Source organism: Streptomyces sp. NPDC052225 (genome assembly GCF_040679615.1).
In the GTDB taxonomy this organism is placed as follows: Bacteria; Actinomycetota; Actinomycetes; order Streptomycetales; family Streptomycetaceae; genus Streptomyces.
The window spans coordinates 19,379-43,451 of sequence record NZ_JBFAVD010000022.1; the positions used below are offsets into that span (position 1 = coordinate 19,379).

General features: G+C 71.3%; 21 protein-coding genes. 17 read left to right on the top strand and 4 right to left on the bottom strand.

What is annotated here, in order from left to right:
• Positions 1 to 3: 3 nt before the first annotated feature.
• Together AB0L37_RS27710 and AB0L37_RS27715 are read right to left on the bottom strand one after the other, a co-directional pair.
• Complete coding sequence (locus AB0L37_RS27710) at positions 4 to 1,863, bottom strand: ABC transporter ATP-binding protein (RefSeq protein WP_365510958.1); 1,860 nt, start codon at positions 1,861 to 1,863, stop codon at positions 4 to 6.
• Positions 1,860 to 3,716, bottom strand: a complete 1,857-nt coding sequence (locus AB0L37_RS27715; protein WP_365510960.1) for an ABC transporter ATP-binding protein — start codon at positions 3,714 to 3,716, stop codon at positions 1,860 to 1,862. The genes AB0L37_RS27710 and AB0L37_RS27715 overlap by 4 nt, the downstream gene beginning before the upstream one ends.
• A gap of 169 nt (positions 3,717 to 3,885) precedes the next feature.
• Here AB0L37_RS27715 and AB0L37_RS27720 point away from each other — a divergent pair, with 169 nt between their 5' ends.
• From AB0L37_RS27720 to AB0L37_RS27750, 7 genes are all read left to right on the top strand, one after another.
• A complete protein-coding gene (locus tag AB0L37_RS27720) occupies positions 3,886 to 4,809 on the top strand; it encodes an ABC transporter ATP-binding protein (protein WP_365510962.1) in 924 nt (307 codons plus the stop codon).
• On the top strand, positions 4,806 to 5,570 hold the full coding sequence (locus tag AB0L37_RS27725) for an ABC transporter permease (RefSeq protein WP_365510964.1): 765 nt from the start codon (positions 4,806 to 4,808) through the stop codon (positions 5,568 to 5,570). Before AB0L37_RS27720 ends, AB0L37_RS27725 begins: the two co-directional genes overlap by 4 nt.
• A 50-nt stretch (positions 5,571 to 5,620) precedes the next feature.
• Entirely contained in the window at positions 5,621 to 6,904 is a 1,284-nt protein-coding gene (locus tag AB0L37_RS27730) for a sensor histidine kinase (protein ID WP_365510966.1), read from the top strand.
• Positions 6,897 to 7,538 (top strand): response regulator transcription factor, encoded by a 642-nt coding sequence (locus tag AB0L37_RS27735; RefSeq protein WP_365510969.1) that lies wholly within the window; start codon positions 6,897 to 6,899, stop codon positions 7,536 to 7,538. The genes AB0L37_RS27730 and AB0L37_RS27735 overlap by 8 nt, the downstream gene beginning before the upstream one ends.
• Positions 7,539 to 7,571: 33 nt before the next feature.
• On the top strand, positions 7,572 to 8,444 hold the full coding sequence (locus tag AB0L37_RS27740) for a helix-turn-helix domain-containing protein (RefSeq protein ID WP_365510972.1): 873 nt from the start codon (positions 7,572 to 7,574) through the stop codon (positions 8,442 to 8,444).
• Positions 8,441 to 8,884: a VOC family protein gene (locus AB0L37_RS27745; protein WP_365510975.1), complete on the top strand. Its 444-nt coding sequence runs from the start codon at positions 8,441 to 8,443 to the stop codon at positions 8,882 to 8,884. Before AB0L37_RS27740 ends, AB0L37_RS27745 begins: the two co-directional genes overlap by 4 nt.
• A gap of 140 nt (positions 8,885 to 9,024) precedes the next feature.
• Complete coding sequence (locus AB0L37_RS27750; protein WP_365510978.1) at positions 9,025 to 9,255, top strand: e9imm peptide; 231 nt, start codon at positions 9,025 to 9,027, stop codon at positions 9,253 to 9,255.
• A gap of 43 nt (positions 9,256 to 9,298) precedes the next feature.
• Here the strand turns inward: AB0L37_RS27750 and glgX are convergent, their stop codons facing one another.
• Positions 9,299 to 11,509 (bottom strand): glycogen debranching protein GlgX, encoded by a 2,211-nt coding sequence (gene glgX, locus AB0L37_RS27755; protein ID WP_365511261.1) that lies wholly within the window; start codon positions 11,507 to 11,509, stop codon positions 9,299 to 9,301.
• A gap of 240 nt (positions 11,510 to 11,749) precedes the next feature.
• On the opposite strand from glgX, the gene AB0L37_RS27760 reads away from it, so the two are divergent.
• The 6 genes from AB0L37_RS27760 to AB0L37_RS27785 all read left to right on the top strand — a co-directional run bounded on the left by AB0L37_RS27760 (position 11,750) and on the right by AB0L37_RS27785 (position 18,276).
• Complete coding sequence (locus tag AB0L37_RS27760; protein ID WP_365510981.1) at positions 11,750 to 12,967, top strand: Ig-like domain-containing protein; 1,218 nt, start codon at positions 11,750 to 11,752, stop codon at positions 12,965 to 12,967.
• 170 nt (positions 12,968 to 13,137) lie between these two features.
• Positions 13,138 to 14,340: an Ig-like domain-containing protein gene (locus tag AB0L37_RS27765; protein WP_365510983.1), complete on the top strand. Its 1,203-nt coding sequence runs from the start codon at positions 13,138 to 13,140 to the stop codon at positions 14,338 to 14,340.
• 101 nt (positions 14,341 to 14,441) lie between these two features.
• Positions 14,442 to 15,209, top strand: a complete 768-nt coding sequence (locus AB0L37_RS27770; protein ID WP_365510985.1) for an enoyl-CoA hydratase-related protein — start codon at positions 14,442 to 14,444, stop codon at positions 15,207 to 15,209.
• A gap of 284 nt (positions 15,210 to 15,493) precedes the next feature.
• Positions 15,494 to 15,997, top strand: a complete 504-nt coding sequence (locus tag AB0L37_RS27775) for an ATP-binding protein (RefSeq protein ID WP_365510987.1) — start codon at positions 15,494 to 15,496, stop codon at positions 15,995 to 15,997.
• Positions 15,998 to 16,309: 312 nt separating this feature from the next.
• Positions 16,310 to 17,104, top strand: a complete 795-nt coding sequence (locus AB0L37_RS27780; RefSeq protein ID WP_365510989.1) for a polysaccharide deacetylase family protein — start codon at positions 16,310 to 16,312, stop codon at positions 17,102 to 17,104.
• Positions 17,105 to 17,106: 2 nt separating this feature from the next.
• A complete protein-coding gene (locus AB0L37_RS27785) occupies positions 17,107 to 18,276 on the top strand; it encodes a YncE family protein (RefSeq protein WP_365511264.1) in 1,170 nt (389 codons plus the stop codon).
• Positions 18,277 to 18,283: 7 nt separating this feature from the next.
• Here AB0L37_RS27785 and AB0L37_RS27790 read toward each other — a convergent pair whose 3' ends face one another.
• A complete protein-coding gene (locus AB0L37_RS27790; RefSeq protein ID WP_365510992.1) occupies positions 18,284 to 18,925 on the bottom strand; it encodes a GNAT family N-acetyltransferase in 642 nt (213 codons plus the stop codon).
• A 71-nt stretch (positions 18,926 to 18,996) separates the two neighbouring features.
• On the opposite strand from AB0L37_RS27790, the gene AB0L37_RS27795 reads away from it, so the two are divergent.
• From AB0L37_RS27795 to AB0L37_RS27810, 4 genes are all read left to right on the top strand, one after another.
• On the top strand, positions 18,997 to 19,911 hold the full coding sequence (locus AB0L37_RS27795) for a MerR family transcriptional regulator (protein ID WP_365510995.1): 915 nt from the start codon (positions 18,997 to 18,999) through the stop codon (positions 19,909 to 19,911).
• Between the two features lie 46 nt (positions 19,912 to 19,957).
• Positions 19,958 to 20,173, top strand: a complete 216-nt coding sequence (locus tag AB0L37_RS27800; RefSeq protein ID WP_365510998.1) for an EF-hand domain-containing protein — start codon at positions 19,958 to 19,960, stop codon at positions 20,171 to 20,173.
• Positions 20,174 to 20,184: 11 nt separating this feature from the next.
• Positions 20,185 to 21,216: a hypothetical protein gene (locus tag AB0L37_RS27805; protein WP_365511001.1), complete on the top strand. Its 1,032-nt coding sequence runs from the start codon at positions 20,185 to 20,187 to the stop codon at positions 21,214 to 21,216.
• A 150-nt stretch (positions 21,217 to 21,366) separates the two neighbouring features.
• A complete protein-coding gene (locus AB0L37_RS27810) occupies positions 21,367 to 24,072 on the top strand; it encodes a M4 family metallopeptidase (protein WP_365511003.1) in 2,706 nt (901 codons plus the stop codon).
• The last annotated feature ends 1 nt before the right edge of the window (position 24,073 follow it).

Genomic DNA, 24,073 nt, shown 5'->3' on the forward strand with positions numbered 1-24,073 from the left:
CGGTCACCCCACCACGCTCTCCCGCCACGCCCGGTGCAGTCCCGCGAACACCCCGTCCCCGCCGATGAGTTGCGCCGGGGTGCCGTCCTCGACCACCCGGCCGTGCTCCATCACCAGGACCCGGTCCGCGATCTCCACCGTCGACAGGCGGTGCGCGATGACCACGGCGGTGCGGCCGCGCAGGACCGTGCGCATCGCCCGCTGCACCGCCCGCTCGCCCGGGATGTCCAGGGAGCTGGTCGCCTCGTCCAGGATCAGCACCGCCGGGTCGGCGAGCAGCGCCCGCGCGAACGCCACCAACTGCCGCTGCCCCGCCGAGATCCGCCCGCCGCGCTTGCGCACATCGGTGTCGTAGCCGTCGGGCAGCGCGGTGATGAAGTCGTGCGCGCCGATCGCCTTCGCGGCCCGCTCGATCTCCTCGCGGCTCGCCTCGGGCCGCCCGATCGCGATGTTCTCGGCGACCGTCCCGGAGAACAGGAACGCCTCCTGCGTCACCATCACCACCCCGCGCCGCAGTTCGGCGTTGGACAGCTCCCGCAGGTCGACCCCGTCGAGCAGGACCCGCCCGTGCGAGGGGTCGTAGAAGCGGGCCAGGAGCTTGGCGAGGGTCGACTTGCCCGCGCCGGTCGACCCGACCACGGCCACCGTCCGCCCGGCCGGGAACGTCAGGTCGAAGCGCGGAAGCACCTCGCCGCCCGTGCGGTACCCGAACGAGACGCCGTCGAATACGACCTCGCGGCCCGGCCTGCCCTCCCGCGCCGCGGGCAGCTCGCGCGGCGCCACCGGCTCGGGCACCGACGGCGTCTGGTCGAGCAGCCCCGCGATCTTCTTGAGCGAGGCGGCCGCGGACTCGTACGAGTTGAGGAACATCGCGAGCCGGTCGATCGGGTCGTACAGGCGGCGGATGAACAGCACCGCCGCCGCGAGGACGCCCAGCGCCAGCGTGCCGCCCGCGACCCGGTACGCGCCCCACAGGACCATCCCGGCGACCGCCGTGTTCGCGATGAGCCGGGAGCCGACCACGTAGCGCGCCATCTCCAGCAGGGCGGTCCCGTTGGCTCGTTCGTGCCGGTGGTTGAGCGTCGCGAAGTGCGCGTCGTTGGCGCTCTCGCGGCGGAACGCGCGCACCGGCCTGATCCCGTTCATCGTCTCGACGAACTTCACGATGACCGCCGCGATCGCCGATGACCGCTCCCCGTACGCCCGCGCGGCCCGCCGCCGGTACAGCCGGATCAGGACGTACAGCGGCGCGAACGACAGCGCGGCGACCGACCCGATGCCGAGGTCGAGCCAGAGCAGCATCGCCGTGATGTAGAGCGAGGCGAGGATGACGTTGACCAGTTCCTGGAGGCCTTCGCTGAGCAGTTCGCGCAGCGCCTCGACGTCCGTCGTCGCCCGGGAGATCACGCGGCCCGACGTGTACCGGTCGTGGAAGTCGACGCTGAGCGCCTGCGCGTGCCGGAAGATCCGGCCGCGCAGATCGAGCAGCACGCTCTGGCTGACGCGGGCGGAGAACTGGATGTACGCGTACTGGAAGGCCGCCGAGCCGCACGCGGTGAGCAGGAACCCGACGCCGACCGCGATCAGCGGCCCGTAGGAGTGGTCGCGGAACGCGGGCACCGCGCTGTCGATGGCGTACGCGACGATCAGCGGCCCCGACTGCACGGCCGCCTGCTGGAGCAGCAGCGCGAGCACCGTGAGGAGCACGCCGCGCCTGTGCGGCGCGAGGAGCGAGCGCAGCAGGGTGCTCGTCGCGCCCTTCGGCGTGGGCAGGTCGTCCCGGTCGAACGGGTCGCCGGGAGAGGGGACGCGAACGTCCTCCTCGGTATCGGTATCGGTATTGGCGTTCGCCGTTGTCGTCATGCCTGTGCCGCCTCCCCCGCGCGCTCCGCCGACTCCGCCGCGTCCTCGGCGTCTCCCGACATCAGATACCGGTACTCCGCGTTCGTCCGCAGCAGTTCGTGGTGCGTGCCCACCGCCGCGACCCGCCCCTCGGACAGCAGCGCGACCCGGTCCGCGAGCAGCACCGTGGACGGCCGGTGCGCGACCACGAGCGCGGTGCTGTCGGCGAGGACGCGGCGCAGCGCCGCCTCCACGGCGGCCTCCGTGTGCACGTCGAGCGCGGACAGCGGGTCGTCCAGGATCAGGAACCGCGGGCCGCCGACGACGGTACGGGCGAGCGCGAGCCGCTGCCGCTGCCCGCCGGACAGGCTGAGCCCCTGCTCGCCGACCTCCGTGTCGACACCGTCCGGCAACTGCCGTACGAAGTCGGCCTGCGCGACACCGAGCGCCCGCTCCAGCTGTCCGGCGTCCGCGTCCGGGGCGCCCATCAGCACGTTCTCCGCGACGGACGCCGAGAACAGGGTCGGCTCCTCGAAGGCCACCGACACGAGCGTGCGCAGCTCCTCGCGCGGCATCGCGGCGATGTCCCGCCCGTCGAGCGTGATCCGCCCCGCGGTGACGTCGTACAGGCGCGGCACCAGCGCGGTCAGCGTCGTCTTGCCGCTGCCGGTCGCGCCGACCAGCGCCATCGTCTCCCCGGATCTGATGTGCAGATCGATCCGGCGCAGCGTCGGCACGGAGTCGTCGGCGGCGTCCGGGTAGCGGAACGAGACACCCTCGAACCGCATCCCGTCGCCTGCGAGTTCACCACTTTCCTCGTCGAGGACGGCCGGGTCCTCCTCCGGCGCGTCCATCACCTCGAAGTACCGCCGTGTCGCCGTCGCCGCCTCCTGGCTCATCGCGAGCAGGAAGCCGATCGACTCGATGGGCCAGCGCAGCGCGAGCGCCGTCGACAGGAACGCGACCAGAGTGCCCGCCGACAGCGAGCCGTCGGAGACCTGCACCGTGCCGAGGACCAGGGCCGCGCCGAGCGCCACCTCCGGAAGGAGGGTGATGACCGCCAGGATCCCGGCGAGCAGCCGCGCCTTGACCAGCTCCGTGCCCCGCACGGTCTGCGACAGATCGCGGAAGGCCCGCGCCTGGGCGCGGTGCCGGCCGAACCCCTTGATGATGCGGATGCCGAGCACGGACTCCTCGACGACCGTCGTCAGATCGCCGACCTGGTCCTGGGCGCGCCGTGACGCCTCCGCGTACCCGTGCTCGAACCGGTAACAGATGGCTATCAGGGGCACCGCGGGCGCGAGCAGCACGAGCCCGAGCCCCCAGTCCTGCACGATGAGCAGCGTCAGACCGGCGACGATCGTGACCCCGTTGACGATGAGGAACGTCAGCGGAAAGGCGAGGAACATGCGGACGACCATGAGGTCCGTCGTCGCGCGCGACAGGAGCTGCCCCGACGCCCACCGGTCGTGGAAGCCGACCGGCAGCCGCTGGAGATGCCGGTACAGATCGGCCCGCATCGCCGCCTCGACCCCGGCGAGCGGCCGTGCCACCAGCCACCGCCGCAGCCCGAAGAGCAGTGCCTCCGCCACACCGAGCGCGAGCAGCACCCCGGCCCCGACCCACAGCCCGCCCGGGTCCCGGTGCGTCACCGGGCCGTCCACGATCCACTTCAGGACCAGCGGAAAGACCAGCGCGAGGCACGAGGCGACGACCGCCACCGCCGCGGCGGCCGCCCAGCGCGCCCGTACGGGACGCACGTACGGCCACAGCCGCAGCAGCGAGCGTGCGGCCGACTGCCGTACGGGCGACGCCTGTTGAGGTGTCTCGTCGCTCCGGTCCTGATCCGTGGTCGCTGCATGTGTAGTCGTCATCACGGCGAGCCTACGGATCGGCACTGACAACGCCCACCGGGTTTCGGACGCCGTTCGTCCGTACGCACATCGGCTCGCGGGGTCGTACCGCCCATCAACCGATCGGTTGATGCCGCTTCGAGCGCGATGGGCGATGCTCCGAAGACCCCCCGACGGCGACGCTGTACCCATGACCACGACCACCACCGCACCGCTCATCGAAGTCACCGGGCTGCGCAAGTCGTACGCGGGCCGGGCCGTCGTCGACGGGGTCTCCTTCACCGTCGCCGAGGGCGAGATCTTCGGCATCCTCGGACCCAACGGGGCCGGCAAGACCACCACCGTGGAGTGCGTGGAAGGGCTGCGCACCCCCGACGAGGGCCGGGTCGGTGTCGCCGGTCTCGATCCCGTGCGCGACCACGCCGCCGTCAGCCGCATCCTCGGCGCCCAGCTCCAGGAGAGCGAGATCCAGCCGAAGCTCACGGTCAAGGAGGCCCTTGAGCTGTACTCGGCGATCTACCCGGACCCCCTCGACTGGCGTCCGCTGGCCGAACGCCTGCGCCTGACCGACAAGTTGACGACCCGCTTCGCCAAGCTCAGCGGCGGCCAGAAACAGCGCCTGTTCATCGCGCTCGCCCTGGTCGGCAACCCGCGCGTCGTCGTCCTCGACGAGCTGACCACCGGCCTCGACCCGCGGTCCCGCCGCGACACCTGGGAGCTGATCGAGGACGTACGGGAGCGCGGCGTCACCGTCCTCCTGGTCACGCACTTCATGGAGGAGGCGCAGCGGCTCTGCGACCGGATCGCCGTGATCGACCAGGGCCGGGTCGCCGCGCTCGACACCCCGGACGGGCTGATCCGGCAGGCCGCGGGCGCCACCGTCATCACCTTCACGCCGTCCGCCCCGCTGGACGAGCGGGAGCTCGCCGCGCTGCCGGGCGTCGCCTCCACCGACCTCCGCGACGGCCGGGTCACCCTCACCGGCAGCGACGAGACCGTCAACGCGGTCGTCACCCTGCTCGCCCGGCACCACATCACCGCCCACCAACTGCGGGTCTCCGACGCCACGTTGGACGACGCGTTCCTCGACCTCACGGGAGCCGGCCAGTCATGAGCACCGCCGCCATCGCCCCACGTTCCGCGCACCGTGCCGTCCTGCGCGCCGAGTTCACCCTCTTCCGCCGCGAGGCCGGCAGCCTGATCGGGATCCTGCTCTTCCCCGTCGGCCTGCTTGTGATCCTCGGCGCGATCCCCTCCTTCCGCGAGGCCGACTCCGGGCTCGGCGGGATCCGCCTGATCGACGCGTACGTGCCCGTCACCGTGCTGCTCGCCATGATCGCGGGCGGCATCCAGTCGATGCCGCCGATCATCACCGGGTACCGCGAGCGCGGCGTCCTGCGCCGCATGTCGACGACACCGGTCCGGCCGTCCGCCCTGCTCAGCGCCCAGATGGCCATCCACGGCGGTGCCATCCTGCTCGGCGTCGCGCTCTGCCTGGCCGTCGGCCGCCTCGCCTTCGACGTGGCGCTGCCGCGCCAGATCGCCGGCTATCTCCTCGCCCTGCTCCTGTCCGTCGTGTGCGCCCTCGCGCTCGGTGCGCTGATCGCCTCCAGGGCCCGTACGACGAAGATCTCCAGCGCGATCGGCTCGGTCGTCTTCTTCCCCGCGATGTTCTGCGCGGGCGTGTGGCTGCCGGTGCAGGCGATGCCGGACACGCTGGCCCGCATCGTCGAGCTGACCCCCTTCGGCGCGGCGGCGCAGGCCATGAACCAGGCGATGGCGGGAGACTGGCCGGCCTGGTCGCACCTGGGCGTCCTCGCCGTGTGGGCCGTCCTCCTGACCGGCGCCGCGACGCGCTGGTTCCGCTGGGAGTGAGTCGGATGGGCGAGGCGGTGAGCGACGGCGCTGCCGTGCAGACTGGCTGCATGACGACGGAGACGGACGAACGCGGCGCCGCCGAGGAGGCGGCCAGGATCGTCGAGGAGCGCTGGGCGAACTTCCACCGCTACGGCCCGTACGGCATGCTCGCCGTCGGCGTCGTCCTGTCCGCCGCCACGGCCGGCGTCGTCGACATGGACCGGACCGACTGGTTCGTCTTCGTGCCGGTGTCCGCCGCCGCCCTCGCCCTCCAGCTGTGGTGGGGCCGGGCGATGCGCACCCGTCCAGGACCGTCCGGCGCCGGGATCGTCTACTACTGGGTCCGCTGGGCGCTCGCCTTCGTCGGTTCCCTCATCAATCCCTTCTACGTGTTCTACGCGGCCTGCGGCTACTTCGACGTCGAACGGCTGCTGCCGCGGCGCCAGGTCAGGCCGGGACTCTTCGCGGCGATCATCGTCGTGGCCGGCTCCCAGGCGGGCGGCCTCCCCCCGGAGAACTCCCTCGGCTGGGTCCTGTTCGGCGGACTGCTGGCCGTCAACAGCGCTCTGGTCGGCTTCATGGGCCACATCAACGGCAAGGAGAAGGAGCAGGCCCGCATCCAGATCGAGACCATCGGCGAGCTGGAGCGCACGAACACGGCGCTCCAGCAGGCCCTCGACGAGAACGCCGCCCTGCACGCCCAACTCCTCGTCCAGGCAAGGGAAGCGGGCATCGCCGACGAGCGCCGCCGGCTCGCCGCCGAGATCCACGACACCATCGCCCAGGGCCTGACCGGGATCATCGCCCAGCTCCAGGTCGTGAAGAACGCCCCCACCCTCGCCGTCGCCCACGAACACCTCGACCGCGCCTCGGATCTGGCCCGCCACAGCCTCGGCGAGGCCCGCCGCTCCGTGCACAACCTGGCGCCCGCGGCCCTGGACGGCGCCACGCTCCCCGAAGCGCTCAAGAAGACGGTCACCGACTGGTCGTCCCGTACGGGCGTGCGCGCCGACTTCACCCTCACCGGCACCGCCGAGCCCCTCCACGACGAGATCGAGGCGTCCCTCCTGCGCATCACCGAAGAGGCCCTGTCGAACGCGGCCCGGCACGCCCGCGCCACCCGCCTCGGCGTCACCCTCTCCTTCATGGCGGGCGAGGTGACCCTCGACGTACGGGACGACGGCCAGGGCTTCGACCCCCTCGCCCTGCCCGCCCGCACCGGCGCCGGCGGCTTCGGCCTCGACGGCATGCGGGCCCGCGCCGAGCGCCTCGCCGGTGACGTGACGATCGAATCCGAGCCGGGCGGCGGCACGGCGATCTCGGCTCGCGTACCGTTGGTGCGCCATGACTGACCCGGTGATCACTTTGCTCATCGTCGACGACCACCCGGTGGTCCGCGACGGCCTGCGCGGCATGTTCGAGTCGGCCCCCGGCTTCACGGTCCTCGGCGAGGCGGCCAACGGAGTCGAGGGCGTCACCCGCGCCGCCGAACTCGACCCGGACGTCGTCCTCATGGACCTGCGCATGCCGGGCGGCGGCGGGGTCGACGCGATCAAGGAACTGACCCGCCGCGGCGCCCGCTCCCGCGTCCTGGTCCTCACCACGTACGACACGGACTCCGACACGCTCCCCGCGATCGAGGCGGGCGCGACGGGCTACCTCCTGAAGGACGCCCCGCGCGAGGAACTCTTCACGGCGGTACGAGCGGCTGCCGAAGGCCGCACGGTCCTCTCACCGGCGGTGGCATCGCGCCTGGTCACAGCGGTACGCACCCCTGCGGCGCCGGCGGACGAGACTCTCTCGGCACGCGAACGCGAGGTCCTCGTCCTGGTGGCACGCGGCACCTCCAACAAGGAGATCGCGCGCGAGCTGTTCATCAGCGAGGCGACGGTGAAGACCCATCTCACGCACATCTACGGCAAGTTGGGCGTGAAGGACCGCGCGGCGGCGGTGGCGGTGGCGTACGACCGAAAAATCCTCGGCTAGCGAGCGCGGGCGGCCCCTCCGCATACTGGAGGCATGAGTACCGGAGCCCCCGGCTCAATGGAATTCGTCCGGGCCACCCCGCGCCCCGGCGGCGCGATCGTCTCGGCCGTCGGCTACCGCAGCAGGGGGCAGCGTCCGGCGCTCCACCGCGGCCTGCCGTCCCCCTACCTCACCCTGATCTTCTCCCTCGACGGCCCCGTGGTCAGCGGCTCGACCCCGGAGCAGGCGATGGGCGCGGACGCGCACCGCACCGAGATCGTCGTGGGCGGCCTGCACCAGAGCCCGGCGTTCATCGCGCAGCCCGAGCACGAGGCGGGCATCCAGCTGGCGGTGCACCCGCTGGCGGCGCGGGCGCTCCTCGGGGCCCCGGCGGCGGAACTGGCGGGCCCGGTGGTGACGGACGGCGCGGCGGTACTGGGGGCTGAGGCAACCCAACTGCACGACCGCTTACAGGAGTTGAAGAGCTGGCGGGCCCGCTTCGACGTCCTCTCCGCCTACCTGCGCACGCACGACCCCTTCGCCGGGGTGCGCCCCGAGGTCGCCGAGGCCTGGACCTGGCTGGCCCGCCACCGCGGCGCGGGCACCCTTCCGGGCCTAGCCGCGCACGTCGCTCTGAGCGAGCGCCGCCTGACGACCCTGTTCCGCGCGGAGACGGGCCTGAGCCCCGGGCAGGCGGCCCGCCTGATGCGCTTCCAGTACGCGAAGGAGTCGGTGGTCAGAGCGGCAACGGCGGACCGGCCCCTGGACCTCTCCCGAATCGCGGCGGACCACGGCTACTGCGACCACTCCCACCTGGTCCGCGCGTTCCGGCAGTACACGGGCCTGAGTCCGACGGCGTGGCTCGCGGAGGAGTGCCGGAACATCCAAGCCGGGGGCCACCACAACGGCGAAGAATCGACCCCATGAACACCACACAGAACACCCCCCAGACCCCCCGCGAACCCACGGTCTGGCCGTCCTTCCAGGCCACCGACGCCCCGGCCCTGATCGACTTCCTCGTCGACACCGTCGGCTTCCTGCGCACGGCCGTCTACGAGGACGGCGGCCGCGTAGCCCACGCCCAGCTCGACTGGCCCGAGGGCGGCGGCGTCATGCTCGGCTCCCACGACCCCGACGCCCCGCCGGAGAAGTGGTGCCAGACGCCGGGCACGTTCGGCTGCTACGTCGTCACGGACCGCGTCGACGAGCTGTACGCGCACCTCGTCGACGCGGGCGTCAAGATCTTCCGCGAGATCGAGGACCAGCCGTACGGCAGCCGGGAGTTCGCGATCGCGGACCCGGAGGGCAACCACTGGTCGTTCGGCACGTACCGGGGCGAGCCCCGGCCGGCTACGCGTGCCGGATGACGTCGTAGACCGTCTGCATGGCGGGTGCGGGGCGCGCGGTGTCGTTCCAGCCGATCTCCTCGGCGCGCGCGCCTCGGCCTTCAGAATGAGGCAAGCGCCGGGGGCGGCGCTCAGCTTCGGGGAACAGCGAAAGAGGCCTGATGAGTGCAGCGGGGATGAGCCGCGCGGAGGCGGTCCACCTCGTGCGGCGGATCATGGCAGCGGAGTGCGCGTCCGAGGACGAGACGGCCGACTGGCTGGAACGGCTCGACACCGCTCTGGCCTGCCCGTCCGGGTACGTGAGCGGGCTGATCTTCTGGCCGCCGGAGCGGGAGCTCTCGGCTGACGAGGTCGTCGACCACGCCCTGGCGTACCGCCCGATCGCCTTGTGAGGGCAGGGCCCACGTCCGGGGCCCGTCGGTCGTGCGCCGGGTCTCACCCCACCACCCGCAACAACACCACCGACCGCGCCCCCACCCCCATCACCGCCCCCGCCCGATGAACCACCCCGGGCGCCCCCGACTGGGCCTCCTCGGACGTGTCCACGAGGACCTCGTACGCGTGGGCCCACGGTTCGCCCGGCAGTACGAAGGTCTCCGGGCGGTCGCCGGCGTGCAGGATTGCCAGGAAGCTGTCGTCCTCGACCGGCTCGCCGCGGGCGTCGCGGCCCGGGATGTCACGGCCGGACAGATACATGCCGAGCGTCGCCGCCGGCGCGTACCAGTCGCGCTCCGTCATCTCCGTAGCGCGCGACGTGAACCACGCCAGGTCGCGCAGCCCGTCCGCCGAGTGCGCGCGGCCCGAGAAGAACGCTCGGCGCCGGAGCACCGGGTGGTCGTGGCGGAGCGCGATCAGGCGGGACGTGAGGTCGAAGAGGGAGCGCCAGCCCTCGTCCTCCAACAATCCCCAGTCGACCCAGCTGATCTCGTTGTCCTGGCAGTACGCGTTGTTGCTGCCGCGCTGCGTGCGCCCGAACTCGTCGCCGGCGACCAGCATCGGCACGCCGGTCGACAGGAGCAGGGTCGTCAGGAGGTTCCTCAACTGGCGCCTGCGCAGGGCCAGTACGGCCGCGTCGTCCGTCTCGCCCTCGGCGCCGCAGTTCCAGGAGCGGTTGTCGTTCGAGCCGTCGCGGTTGCCCTCGCCGTTGGCCTCGTTGTGCTTGCGTTCGTACGAGACCAGGTCGCGCAGCGTGAACCCGTCGTGCGCGGTGATGAAGTTGACCGACGCGTAGGGCCTGCGCCCGCCCCACGCGTACAGGTCGCTCGATCCGGAGAGGCGGTAGCCGAGGTCCCGTACGTCCGGCAGCGCGCCGCGCCAGAAGTCCCGTACGGCATTGCGGTAGCGGTCGTTCCACTCCGTCCACAAGGGTGGGAAGGCACCCACCTGATACCCCCCGGACCCCACGTCCCACGGTTCCGCGATCAGCTTCACCCGGCGCAGCACCGGATCCTGTGCGATCACCGCCAGGAACGGCGACAGCATGTCGACGTCGTGCATCGAGCGGGCCAGTGCCGCCGCCAGGTCGAAGCGGAAGCCGTCGACGCCCATCTCCGTCACCCAGTAGCGCAGGGAGTCCGTGATGAGGCGCAGGACGTGGGGCTGGACCACGTGCAGGGTGTTGCCGCAGCCCGTGTAGTCGGCGTAGCGGCGCGCGTCGTCCTGGAGGCGGTAGTAGCCCCGGTTGTCGATGCCCTTCAACGACAACATCGGTCCCAACTCCCCGGCTTCCGCCGTGTGGTTGTAGACCACGTCGAGGATGACCTCGATGCCCGCGTCGTGCAGCGCCCGCACCATCCGCTTGAACTCGCCGACCTGCTGCCCGCCCGTGCCCGACGCCGCGTACGCCGCGTGCGGGGCGAAGTAGCCGATGGAGTTGTAGCCCCAGTAGTTCTTCAGCCCCCTGCGCAGCAGGTGATCTTCGTGCGCGAACTGGTGGACCGGGAGCAGCTCCACCGCCGTCACACCCAGTTTCACCAGGTGCTCGATCGCCGCAGGATGGGCCAGACCCGCGTACGTGCCCCTCAACTCCTCGGGGATTCCCGGGTGTTGGCGGGTGAAGCCGCGGACGTGGAGTTCGTAGATGACGGAGTCCGACCACGGGGTTTTGGGCCTGCGGTCGTCCGCCCATTCGTCGTCCGGCGCGTCGTCGTGGACCACGACACCCTTCGGGACGTACGGGGCCGAGTCCCGGTCGTCGCGCACGGTGTCCGCCACATGCTGCTCGGGCCAGTCCCGTACGTGCCCGTAGACCTCGGGCGGCAGGCTGAACTCGCCGTCCACGGCCCGCGCGTACGGGTCGAGGAGCAGTTTCGCCGGGTTCCAGCGGGCGCCGGTCCACGGGTCCCAGCGGCCGTGCACCCGGAACCCGTACCGCTGTCCCGGCAGGACCCCGGGGACGAAGCCGTGCCATATCTCGTGCGTCAACTCGGTCAGCGGGGCCCGGCGTTCACGCCCCTCCTCGTCGAACAGGCACAGCTCTACGGACTGGGCACCGCCCGCCCACAGCGCGAAGTTGGTGCCCGCGACACCGTCCGGGCCGACCCGGAAGCGGGCGCCTAGCGGCATGGGCGCGCCCGGCCACACCGGCCCGGCCGGGGGAGTGCGTTCGCGTTTCCGGTCCCGGTCCTGTGCCGGCACGGCGGGCATCGCCGGCCGCCCGTTGCCCTGACCCGTGCGGCCCGGCACGCCCCCTGACGTGCCGGTCTGCACTGCCTCCTGCTCGGGTGCGCTCGACACCTGCCAGCCTCCCGCGGCTCCACGACATCTCGTCAGCAGGGCGTGCGGCGTCCCGGCCGCGGCTCCCCACGCGTACTCCTCCCCACTGTTCTGCCCAGAGCGTGGCTCGCACTCACGTTTCCCCGGCGGGGGGAGCGTCGTTGGCCTGGCGTGAGAACAGCTGTGAGGCGCGCGAGGCGCGCAGGGGCGACACTGGCCGCCGTACTGACATGGGCAGGACTGGTCGGCGGTCTCGCCGGATGCGACTCGGGCGAGGTGTTCGGCAAGCCGCGCTCGCCGGAGGACCTGATCCGCGTCACCCCGGACGACGCGAGCAAGGACGTGAAGGCGGACCGGAAGCTCCAAGTCGAGGTCCCCGAGGGCCGGTTGGAGTCCGTGAAGGTCGTCCGCGTCCAGGACGCGCAGGAGGAGAAGGTACCCGGCCGCCTCGACGATGACGGCAGCCGCTGGCGGCCCACCGGGCCCGACGGGGGCCGGCTCTCCCTCGCCGCGAAGTACGTCGTCGACGCGGTCGCCGTGGACGACGCCGGACGCCGGATGGCCCGCCACACCACCTTCACCACGTTCGTCCCCGACGAGCGCTTCATCGGCTACGTGACACCGGAGAACCGCTCCACGGTCGGCACCGGCATGATCGTGAAGCTGGAGTTCAACCGGGAGATCGAGAACCGCGCGGCGGTCGAGAAGGCCGTACGCGTCACCTCGAAGCCCGCCGTCGAGATCGCCCCGCACTGGTTCGGCAACACCCGGCTCGACTTCCGGCCCGAGAAGTACTGGAAGCCCGGCACCAAGGTCACCGTCGACCTGAAGCTGCGCGACGTCGAGGCGGCGCCCGGCGTCTACGGCTTGCAGTACAAGTCGTTCACGTTCACCGTGGGCCGCAGCCAGGTCAGTCTGGTCGACGCCGCGGCGCACACCATGGAGGTGCGCAGGGACGGCGAGCTCGTCGACACCCTCCCCATCACGGCGGGGGCGCCGCGCTCGACCACGTACAACGGGAAGATGGTCGTCAGCGAGCTGCTCGAGGTCACCCGGATGAACAGCCGCACCGTCGGCTTCGGCGGCGAGTACGACATCCCGGACGTGCCGCACGCGATCCGGCTCACCGACTCCGGCACGTTCCTGCACGGGAACTACTGGTCGGGCGGCGTCTTCGGGAGCAGCAACGTCAGCCACGGTTGCGTCGGTCTGCGCGATGTGAAGGGCGGCAGTTCGCTCACGCCGGCCGGCTGGTTCTTCGACCGCACGATCATCGGCGACGTCGTCGAGGTGAAGAACAGCGCTGACAAGAAAGTGGCTCCTGACAACGGGCTCGGCGGCTGGAACATGGGATGGAAGGAGTGGACCGCGGGCGCGGCGGCCGGATGACCGCTCGCCCCCGAATGCGGAAAGGGGGGTGTGGCCAGGGCGTTGGGACGGAACGGTGACATAAGCGGGGATCCGTTTTCCCAGGTCGTGTGGTTATCTTTCGCAGTGCGCGGGCGGACGCGCAGGGGTGCGGGCCCTGGACCGGGGCCTGGCGAGGGGAGAAGAACATCTTGAACGGGCGACGACCGATATCGGCGGCTCTGCTGGGGGCGGCACTGCTGCTGGTCACCGCGTGCGGTGGGGGCGGGGGCGGTTCGGACGCGGGTGGCGACGGCAAGGGCAAGGCGGAGAAGGCGGCCGAGGCGAACAAGCCGTCGGTGGCCGTCGTCACCGTCGCGCCGAAGGACGGCGCGGACGACGTCGCCACCAGCGGCGCACTCAAAGTCACCGCCGACAAGGGCAGGTTGACCGAGGTCGAGGTGGCCGACACCAAGGGCCGGGCGGTCGACGGGAAGATCGCCGCGGACGGGGCGAGCTGGACCCCGGCGCAGCACCTGGCCGCGTCCACCAAGTACAAGATCCACGCGGTGGCGAAGGACAAGGACGGTCGCGAGTCGGCCAAGGACACCACGTTCACCACGCTCACCCCGAAGAACACCTTCATCGGCACGTTCACCCCGGAGGACGGCTCGAAGGTCGGCGTCGGCATGCCGTTCTCGGTCCGCTTCACACGCGGCATCACGCACCCCGACGACGTCGAGAAGGCCATCACGGTCACGACCGAGCCGTCCGTCCCCGTCGAGGGCCACTGGTTCGGCAACGACCGGATCGACTTCCGGCCCGAGGAGTACTGGGCCGCGGGCACCAAGGTCACCGTCAAGCTGAACCTCGACGGCGTCGAGGGCCGGCCCGGCGTCTACGGCAAGCAGGTCCGCACCGTGAAGTTCACGGTCGGGCGCAGCCAGGTCTCCACGGTCGACGTGAAGACGAAGAAGATGACCGTCAAGCGCGACGGCAAGGTCATCAAGACGATCCCGGTGACCACGGGCAAGCCCGGCTACGACACGTGGAACGGGCAGATGGTCATCAGCGAGCGCCTCAAGGTGACCCGGATGAACGGCGAGACGGTCGGCTACGGCGGCGAGTACGACATCAAGGACGTCCCGCACGCCATGCGCCTGACGAACTCCGGCACGTTCATCCACGGCAACTACTGGGGCGGCGACGCCTTCGGCAACTACAACGCCAGCCATGGGTGCGTGGGGCTGCGCGATGTGCGGGGCGGGTACGACAGCAAGGTCTCCGCGGCGTGGTTCTTCGACCACTCGATGATCGGTGACGTGGTCGTCGTCAAGAACTCCCATGACCAGACGGTCGCCCCTGACAACGGGTACAACGGGTGGAACATGTCCTGGGCGGACTGGAAGAAGTAGCCCCGTCGCGGTGCGGGTCGGGAGGCTCCGCCCCGGACCCCGCTGCTCAATCGCCGCAGGGGCTTGATGGGCCGAGGTGAACGGGCGCTAACCTGCCGGGCATGACCGTTCACCTCGAAATCGCCGACGGCGTCGGGACCATCCGGCTCGACCGACCCCCGATGAACGCCCTGGACGTCGCCACCCAGGACCGCATCAAGGAACTCGCCGAAGAGGCCACGGCCCGGGACGACATCCGGGCCGTGGTCGTCCGCGGCAGCGAGAAGGTGTTCGCCGCCGGCGCGGACATCAAGGAGATGCAGGCCATGGACCACGCGGCCATGGTCGTACGGTCCCGCGCGCTCCAGGACTCGTTCACCGCGGTGGCCCGTATCCCCAAGCCCGTCATCGCCGCGATCACCGGCTACGCGCTCGGCGGCGGCTGCGAACTGGCGCTCTGCGCCGACTACCGGATCGCGGGGGAGAACGCCAAGCTCGGCCAGCCGGAGATCCTGCTCGGCCTCATCCCGGGCGCCGGCGGCACCCAGCGGCTGTCCCGGCTCGTCGGTCCGTCCAAGGCCAAGGACCTGATCTTCACGGGCCGCCATGTGAAGGCCGACGAGGCTCTGGCCATCGGCCTGGTGGACCGCGTCGTCCCGGCGGACGAGGTCTTCGACGCCGCGCACGCGTACGCGGCCCGGCTCGCCCAGGGGCCCGCCATCGCGCTGCGCGCCGCGAAGGAGGCGATCGACGCGGGCCTGGAGACCGACCTGGAGACGGGGCTCGCCCTCGAACGCACCTGGTTCGCCGGTCTGTTCGCGACCGAGGACCGGGAGACCGGAATGCGCAGCTTCGTGGAGGAAGGTCCGGGCAAGGCGAAGTTCGCCTGACGTACCCTCAGGGGGAGGCGTCAACTCCCGTACGGGCACGCCGAGTTGATCTCGTCCTCCGTTGGGGCGCATTATCCCCGCCTTAAGAGAACCTTAAGAGATCCTTGTCCGTGACGATCGACGTCGGGTCACGCACGGTAAGTCATCACAGGTCAGATGGGGTGCAGAGGCACCTTAAGTGCCATTGGCATATGCCAAACCGGCCCCCCGGAATGAGGCGTTCCGGGGGGCCTATTCAGCCGGAACGGCCCCGCGATCCCCTCCGGGCAGCCATCATGGAGGGCATGGCGGGGCTTGAGGGTGTCGAACAACCACGGCGGCACGGCGGTGCGACCGCCGCGCGCTGGTCGCCCGCGGTCGAGGACGAACACGCCCTGAGGGCACTGGAGTTGTTCGGAAATCCCACCGAGGCGGAGGTGTCGCTCCCGTCGCGCCCCGAGTCGGCGGCGACCGCGCGCAGGCTCGCCCAGGTCGTCGTCCTGCGCCACTGGGGCCTGTCCCCGAAGATGACCGAGGACGCCGTCCTGCTCGTCTCCGAACTCGTCGGCAACGCCGTGCGGCACACCGGCGCCCGCGCCTTCGGCCTGCGCATGCTGCGCCGCCGCGGCTGGATCCGGGTCGAGGTGCGCGATCCGTCGCGCGGGCTGCCCTGCCTGATGCCGGTGCAGGCGTACGACATATCGGGCCGCGGCCTCTTCCTCGTCGACAAGCTCTCCGACCGCTGGGGCGTCGACCTGCTGCCGCGCGGCAAGACGACCTGGTTCGAGATGCGCGTCGCCGACCGCTGATCGCCGCAAGAGGCTCCGGGAACGCACGAAAGCCTCCGTTTTCGCCGTCGTGCGGCGCCGCGGAGGCTTTCGTGTGATGCGCCGTGGACAGTGGGGGTGTAGCCCACGGCGTCTGATGACGACCTGGCCCGGGTCAATGGGGGTCGTGGCACCGATCATGGCAGAAGGTGCCGACAAGGACCAAATGAATCCTTCGGAATCCATGGTGATGTGACCCACTCACCTCGCAAATGAAGGATAAGTACAGCGGGCATTCAGTAATCGTTAAGGCCCTCGGGTCGGTAGGCGGCTTTTGTCGGACATCCCCCTTAAATGGGGCGGGTGACCAAGGCAGAACCGCTGCGACGCCGCTCGGCCCTGCGCGTCGGCGCCGGGCTCACCGCCGCCCTCGCCACCGGCTGCGCTCCGGCCTCCGCCGAGCGGCCCCCGACGTCCACCCGCACCGCCTCCCCGGCCCCCTCCGCCCGCCCCGCGCGTGCCGCCCCCGGACCGCACCGCTTCCCCGGACAGCCCGCCCAGATCGACCACGGTCCGCGCACCGCCGACCGTGTCGCCCTCACCTTCCACGGCCAGGGCGACCCCGCCATCGCGTACGCCCTCCTGAAAGAGGCCGAACGCGCCCGCGCCCACGTCACCGTGCTCGCCGTCGGCACCTGGCTCGACGAGCACCCGGCCGTCGCCCGGCGCATCCTCGACGGCGGCCACGACCTCGGCAACCACACCCTCCACCACCGCGACATCAACGCCATGTCCGAGGCCGAAGCGGCCGCCGAGATCACCGGCTGCGCCCAGCGCATCCGCCGGCTCACCGGCTCCATCGGCACCTGGTTCCGGCCCTCGCGCGCACAGACCGCGACCCCGCTCGTCGCCCGCCTCGCCCAGCGCGCCGGCTACCCGCACGTCCTCTCGTACGACGTGGACTCGCTGGACTTCACCTCGCCGGGCGCGAACGCCGTCGTCGACAACGTCGCCTCGGCCGTGCGCCCCGGCTCCGTCGTCAGCCTGCACTTCGGCTACCAGGACACCGTCGCCGCGCTGCCCGCCCTCCTGGACCACCTCGACCGCCGCGGCCTGGCCGCGGTGACCTGCACGGAGCTGCTCACGTGACCATGAAGAAGCTTGTCATCGCCGCCGCGGCCACCGCCGTTCTCGCCGCGCTCGCCGGCTGCGGCACCGAGAACGCCGCCGACCGCGCCACCCAGCGCGCCATCAAGCCCGTCAAGCCGGCCGTGCCGGAGCAGACCGTGAACGGGCTGCCCGGGATGCCGCCCGTCCTCAACCCGAAGGACGTGTACGCGGCCGACCGCCCCAACAAGCTCTCCCCGGTCGTCAAGGACTTCCCGTCGCGCGTCTACGTCCCCAACACCGAGTCCGACACGGTCTCCGTCATCGACCCCAAGACGTTCGAGATCGTCGAGACCATCAAGGTCGGCCGCCAGCCGCAACACGTCGTCCCCTCCTGGGACATGAAGACGCTGTGGGTCAACAACAACCGCGGCCACACGCTCACCCCCATCGACCCGAAGACCGGGAAGGCGGGCAAGCCGGTCGACGTGCACGACCCGTACAACCTCTACTTCACGCCCGACGGCAAGCACGCCGTCGTGATGGCCTCGCTCGACCGCGAACTGGTCTTCCGCGACCCGCACACGATGAAGATCCAGCACACCGAACCGGTCAGCTGCTACGGCGTCAACCACGCCGACTTCTCCCTCGACGGTCGCTACTTCATCGTCAGCTGCGAGTTCAGCGGCGAACTGCTCAAGGTCGACACGGAGAAGATGAAGGTCATCGGACAGCAGAAGCTGCCCTTCGACGGTGCGATGCCGCAGGACGTGAAGGTCTCGCCCGACGGCAAGAAGTTCTACGTCGCCGACATGATGGCCGACGGCATGTGGGTCCTGGACGGCGACACCTTCTCCAAGCCGACGCTGCTGCCCACCGGCAAGGGCACGCACGGCCTGTACGTCAGCCGCGACTCCAAGGAGATGTACGTCTCCAACCGGGGCGAGGGCACGATCTCCGTCTTCGACTTCCCGAAGAACAAGCTGACCAAGAAGTGGAAGCTCCCGCAGGGCGGCAGCCCCGACATGGGCGGCGTCTCGGCGGACGGCAACACGCTGTGGCTGTCCGGGCGTTACGACGCCGAGGTGTACGCCATCGACACGCGTACGGGCGTCCAGATCGCCCGGATCCCGGTGGGCTCGGGGCCGCACGGTCTCGCCGTCTACCCGCAGCCCGGCCGCTACTCCCTCGGCCACACGGGCATCTTCCGCTAAGCAGGCACTAACAGCGCAGCATCAGGGCCTCCGACCCCACCGGCCGGTACCCCGCCGCCTGGAACACCCGCACACTGCGCGCGTTCCCCGGCGACTGCTGCGACCAGACGTACTCCTCCGGGACCAAGTGCCGGGCGGCGACGGCCAGTTGCCGCCCGAGCCCCCGGTGGCGTACGTCCTCGTCGACCTCGATCGCCGCCTCCCAGCGCCCGCCGATCCCGCGCCCGAGCACCAGCACGCCCCCGGTGTCGCCCGCCGCCTCCCACACCCGCACGTCGTCGCGGTGGATCAGCGCGCGGGTCACCCGGGGGTGTTCGCGGTCGCGGATCTCGCGCAGTGCGAGCGGCGGCTCACCGGGCAGCGCCGACGCCACCGTCAGCAGGTCGATCGTGTCGTGGGACCGGCCCGTACGGTCCATGAACGCGGCCAGGAAGCGGGCGTTCATCGACGCCGCGAACGCGTCGCAGTCCGTCGCGGCCAGCGTCTCGCGCACCCACTCCTCGGGCTCGTCCGTGAACACCACGGTGTGCGCCGTGAACGCGAGCACCCCCGCGTCCCGCTCGCGCATCTGCGGGACCACCGTCGTCGTGCCGTCCGGCGCCGGGAAGACACCCTTCGCCGCCGCGTCCAGAATGTCCCGCAGAGTCATCCCCGTACCCCTTGCTCGCCTTGCTCGAACGGCTTGAGTCTCCACCCACTGGAAGGCCCAGACTCCCCGACATGATCGACGACAGCCCGCAGCTGCTCACGATCGGACAGCTGGCGCGCCGCACCGGTCTCACGGTGCGCACCATCCGCTTCTGGTCCGACGAGGGCGTCCTGCACCCCGTGACCCGCAGCGACGGCGGCTACCGACTGTACGACGCCGGGGCCGTGGCCCGCCTGGAATTGATCCGCACCCTGCGGGAGCTGGGCCTGGGCCTGGACGACGTACGGAAAGTGGTGGCCGGGGACGCGGACGTCGCCGCCGTCGCCGCCGCGCACGTGGCGGCGCTCGACGCGCAGATCCGCTCGCTGCGGCTGAACCGGGCTGTCCTGTCGACCGTCGCGAAGCGTGGTTCGAGCACCGAGGAGATGGCTCTGATGAACAAACTGGCCCGGCTGAGCGCCGCCGAACGCAGGCACATCATCGACGACTTCATGGAGCAGACCTTCGGCGGCCTGGACGCCGCCGACCCAGACATCCGCAACCGGATGCGGGTGATGGTCCCCGACCTGCCGGACGACCCGACCTCCGAGCAGGTCGACGCCTGGGTGGAGCTGGCCGAGCTGATGCGGGACCCGGACTTCCGCGCGCACATGCGCCGCATGATCGAGTTCAACGCCGCCGACCGCGGTCCCGACGTGACACCCGGCAGCTCCCTGTGGTTCATGAGCCGCCTGGTGCACCTCGCGTCCGAGGCCAGGGAGCGCGGCGTCGACCCCGCCTCCGACGAGGCGGACGAGGTACTGCGCGGCCTGCTCGGCGACGCCGACCGCGCCGAGGTCCTGGCACGCATGGAGGCCGCCGCCAACGAGGACGTGGCCCGCTTCCGCGACCTGGTGTCCCGGGTCCGGGGCCTTGCGACCCTGCCGCGGCACGAGGCGGAGTTCGCCTGGGTACTCGCTGCACTGCGCGCGAGGCTCTCCGGATAATCTGACCCCCGTAATCACAGCAGTACGTAAACGAGGGGTGGTCCCGGTGGCGGACATCGAGGAAGCACGCAAGGCGTTCGAGCGGTTCGACGCGGACGGCGACGGCTTCATCACGGCGGGCGAGTACAAGAGCGCCATGGCGCAGATGGGCGACTTCAACGTCACGGAGTCGGTGGCCGAGGTCCTCATTGCCCGCCAGGACACCGACGGCGACAAGCTGCTGTCCTTCGACGAGTTCTGGGCCAACCTGAACAAGGCCTGACCCTGAACGACATGGCGCGTCCGCCGTCCCCGCGATCAGGGGCGGCGGACGTCTCGCTGCTCACCCTGCTGGGGCTCGCGCCCGAGGAGGACGCCGTCTACCGGCTGCTCGTCGACCGGCCCGACAGCGAACCGGCCGCGCTGACCGGCCCGTTGCGCCTGTACGAGGTCACGCGCGCCCTCGACGTCCTCGTCGAGCGGGGCCTGGCCAGCGCCCGACTCGGCGTGGACGGGGCCGCCCCGCGCTACCGCGCGGCCTCCCCGGTGCTCGCCCTCGGCCCGCTCCTCGAAGCCCGCCGCGGCGCCCTGCACCAGGTCGAGCACTTCGTCACCGAGCTCTCCGAACGGCACCGCTCCGCCCAGGTCCGCGCCTCCGGCGCCCCCGTCGAGGTGCTGTCCGGGGCCGCCGCCATCCGTCGCAGGCTGCTCACCATGGGCCGCGAGGCGCAGCACGAGGTGTGCTCCCTGATCCCCGCCCGCGACGCCCCGGTGGCGCTGTCCGTGGAGGACAGCATCGAGGAGGTCGAGCGCGACTCGATCGCGCGGGGTGTGGAGCTGCGCTCGGTGATGGAGCGCGGCTGGTTCGACCGGCCGGAGACCGCGGCCTCGCTCGCGCAGCTCGTCGCGGAGGGGCAGAGCGTCACCGTCACGGACCGGCTGCCGATCAAGCTGATCATCGTGGACCGCCGTACGGCACTGCTGCCGCTCGACCCCGAGCGCGACGAGACGGAACCGGTCGCCCTCGTCGTCCACCGCAGCGGGCTGCTCACCGCGCTCCAGGCCCTGTTCGAGCAGTGCTTCGCGCAGGCGAGGCCGCTGCGCGCGGGCGGTGTCGAAGCGGCGCCCGGGGCCGGCGTCGACGGGCTCGACCGGCAGATCCTGGCGCTGCTGCACGTCGGCCTGACCGACGCCGCCATCGCCCGCCAACTGGGCATGGGGCACCGCACCGTCCAGCGGCGGCTGCACGCCCTGATGGCGCGGGCGAAGGCCGCGACCCGGTTCCAGCTCGGCGCCCATGCGGTGCGCGCCGGCTGGATGGAGTGACCGGCCGCCTACGCGAGGCGGATTTACGCCGCGGCCACTTCGCGCCACCCGGCGTCCCTTGTAGGGGGCACGCGCCGTGCCGAACCATCGACTCACCGATCACGTGGGGCTGTCGAGCCCCGCGTCTGTGCGTGTGATGGGGAGAAATCTGTGGCAAAGAGACCGATACGCCGGGTCGTGGCGGCTGGGGTGGTGGCCGCGGCCACCGGCTCAGCGCTCCTGGCCGGGCCCGCGCCCGCGTGGGCCGACGACGCGGCGACCGCCGCGAGCGACCCGGTACCGGTGGCACCCCTCATGACCCAGGGGCTCGACAAGGAAGCCAGGAGCGGCACCCCCGCTCAGGCTGCCCGGGCCCACCTCGCGGACCACGAGGACACCTACCAGGTGCCCGCGTCCGAGCTGAGGACCGTCCGTACGACGAAGGACGGCGGCCAGACCACCGTCCGCTTCGCCCAACAGCACGACGGCGTCCCGGTGTTCGGCGCCGAGTACGCCGTGCAGACCGAGCGGTCCGGCGACGGAGAGCGGGTGACCTCCGCCACCGGCACCCTCTACACACAGCTCACCGTCTCCACCACCCCGAAGGTCGACGAGGCCACCGCACGCCACCGCCTCGCCGTCCTCGACGGCAGCCTGCGCGGCGTCGAGGGCGCGAAGACCGCCGAGCACGGCCTGACCGTGCTCCCCGACGCCCGGGGCGGCCGCCTGGCCTGGCACTTCACCGTCACCGGCGCCCGCAGGGACGGCAGCCCCGTCCGTCAGGAGGCGTACGTCGACGCCCGCGCCGGCGCCCTCGCGCTCTCCTACAACAACGTCGACGCCGCCGACGCCGCCCCCGCGCGGGCCACCGGCGTCCGCGTCGACGGCAGCCAGGTGCCGCTGGAGGCGGACAAGGCGGCCGACGGCTCGTACACGCTCGTCGACTCGACCCGCGCCATGTATCCGGTCACCGGCGGACAGATCCGCACGTACGACGCGCAGCGCAAGAGCTACCTCGACGTCGCGGGCGGCCCTGTCTCCGACGACGTACCGCTGGTGACGTCGGCCACCGACCGCTTCGACGGGGCGAACACCGCCTCCGGCGCCGTCGACGCGCACGTGAACGCGGCCAAGGTCTACGAGTTCTACAAGAACGAGATCGGCCGCGACGGCATCGACGGCAAGGGCGGCAGCGTCCACTCCGTCGTCAACGTCGCGAGCAACGGCAAGGACTACGCCAACGCCTTCTGGGACGGCTCGAAGATGGTCTACGGGCACATGAACGGCGTGCCCCTGTCCGTCGGCCTCGACGTCGTCGGCCACGAGATGACCCACGGCGTCACCGAGCACAGCGCGGGCCTCGTCTACCTGAACCAGTCCGGCGCCCTCAACGAGGCGATATCCGACTACTTCGGCAACGCGATGGAGACCGCTGACAAGGGCGTCGCCATGGACGACCCGAAGTCCGGGCTCATCGGTGAGTACCTCTGCAACGGCGAGGGGACGCTGGAGGACTGCGCGCTGCGCGACCTGGGCGACGGCCGCAACGCGCAGAAGGACTACGAGCCGATCCCGCTCGACATCGACAACGGCGGCGTCCACTACAACTCCACCATCGTCGGCGGCGCGCTGTGGGACCTGCGCAAGTCGATCGACACCGGGCTCGCGGACCGGATCGTCTACCGCGCCGCGCAGAACTACCTCACCCCGCTGTCGGGCTTCACCGAGATGCGCACCGCGGTGACCCTGGCCGCCAAGTCCCTCAAGGTCTCCGACGAGGACCGGGCGAAGATCGACGCCGCCTTCGACGCGCACGGCATCCAGGACGGCTGGGAGGCCAAGGGCGGCAGCCACGACGGCACCACCGTCGGCGCCGACGTGCTGCCCGCCTACGAGGTGTACAGCGGCATCGACGAACAGGCCGCCCAGATCAGCGGGGACGTCTACGCCATCGGCCACGGCGACGCCGTCGCCTGGGACCGGGGCGGCGCCGCGTTCGGTATCACCGTCGGCCGGTTCGACAAGCAGGAGGGCGACTCCGACCACGAACTCGCCCAGGACGGCGCCTACTTGATCGACCCTTCGCTCGACAGGGACCGGGTCGTCTTCACCCGGATCGGCGCCGACGGCATCGGCATCTACGGTGCAGGGGACAAGGGCCAGGGCGCGATCAAGAAGGTCGTCGACCGCCCGGACGCCGACGAGACCGAGCCCGTCACCGAGAACGGCGCCCTCGCCTACCTCTCCACCACGCCCGACGGCGAGCAGGACGTCATGCTCCGCAAGGCCGACGGTACGACGGTCGACGTGACGCCCGAGCCCGGCACCAAGGCCGCCCGTCTCGCCATGAAGAACGGCACGATCGCCTGGGCCGGCGGCGACGGCACGTATCTGCACACGTACGACATCGCCACCGGCAAGACGCAGACGAAGCGCATGACGGGCTACCTGTTCGGGCAGATCACGGACGTCCAGCTCACCTCGGACCGCGTGTTCTACCGCGACACTCAGGCGTTCCTGCTGCGCAGCGACTCCGTCGTGACGGCGCCCGTCGCCGATCTGACGCAGATGAAGAAGCTGAAGGCGCCCTCGACGCTCTACCTCGGCCAGTTCACGGTCACCGACGCCTACTTCGCGTACTCCTCGACCGATTTCTTCGGCGGCCTCGGCAGCTGGACCGGACCCTGGAAGGTGAAGGCCGCCCCGACCGCGGACGTCGTCGCGGGCACGGCGGCGTACCAGCGTGTCTCCTGCTCCTCCGGGACGCAGCTCGCCCCGTCCCTCGGCGCCGGGCAGCGCATCGCCTGGCTGGACACCACGTCCGCCGCGACGGACGTGGTGACCCGCGAGACCTTCGCCGGTACCTGCGAGAACTAGC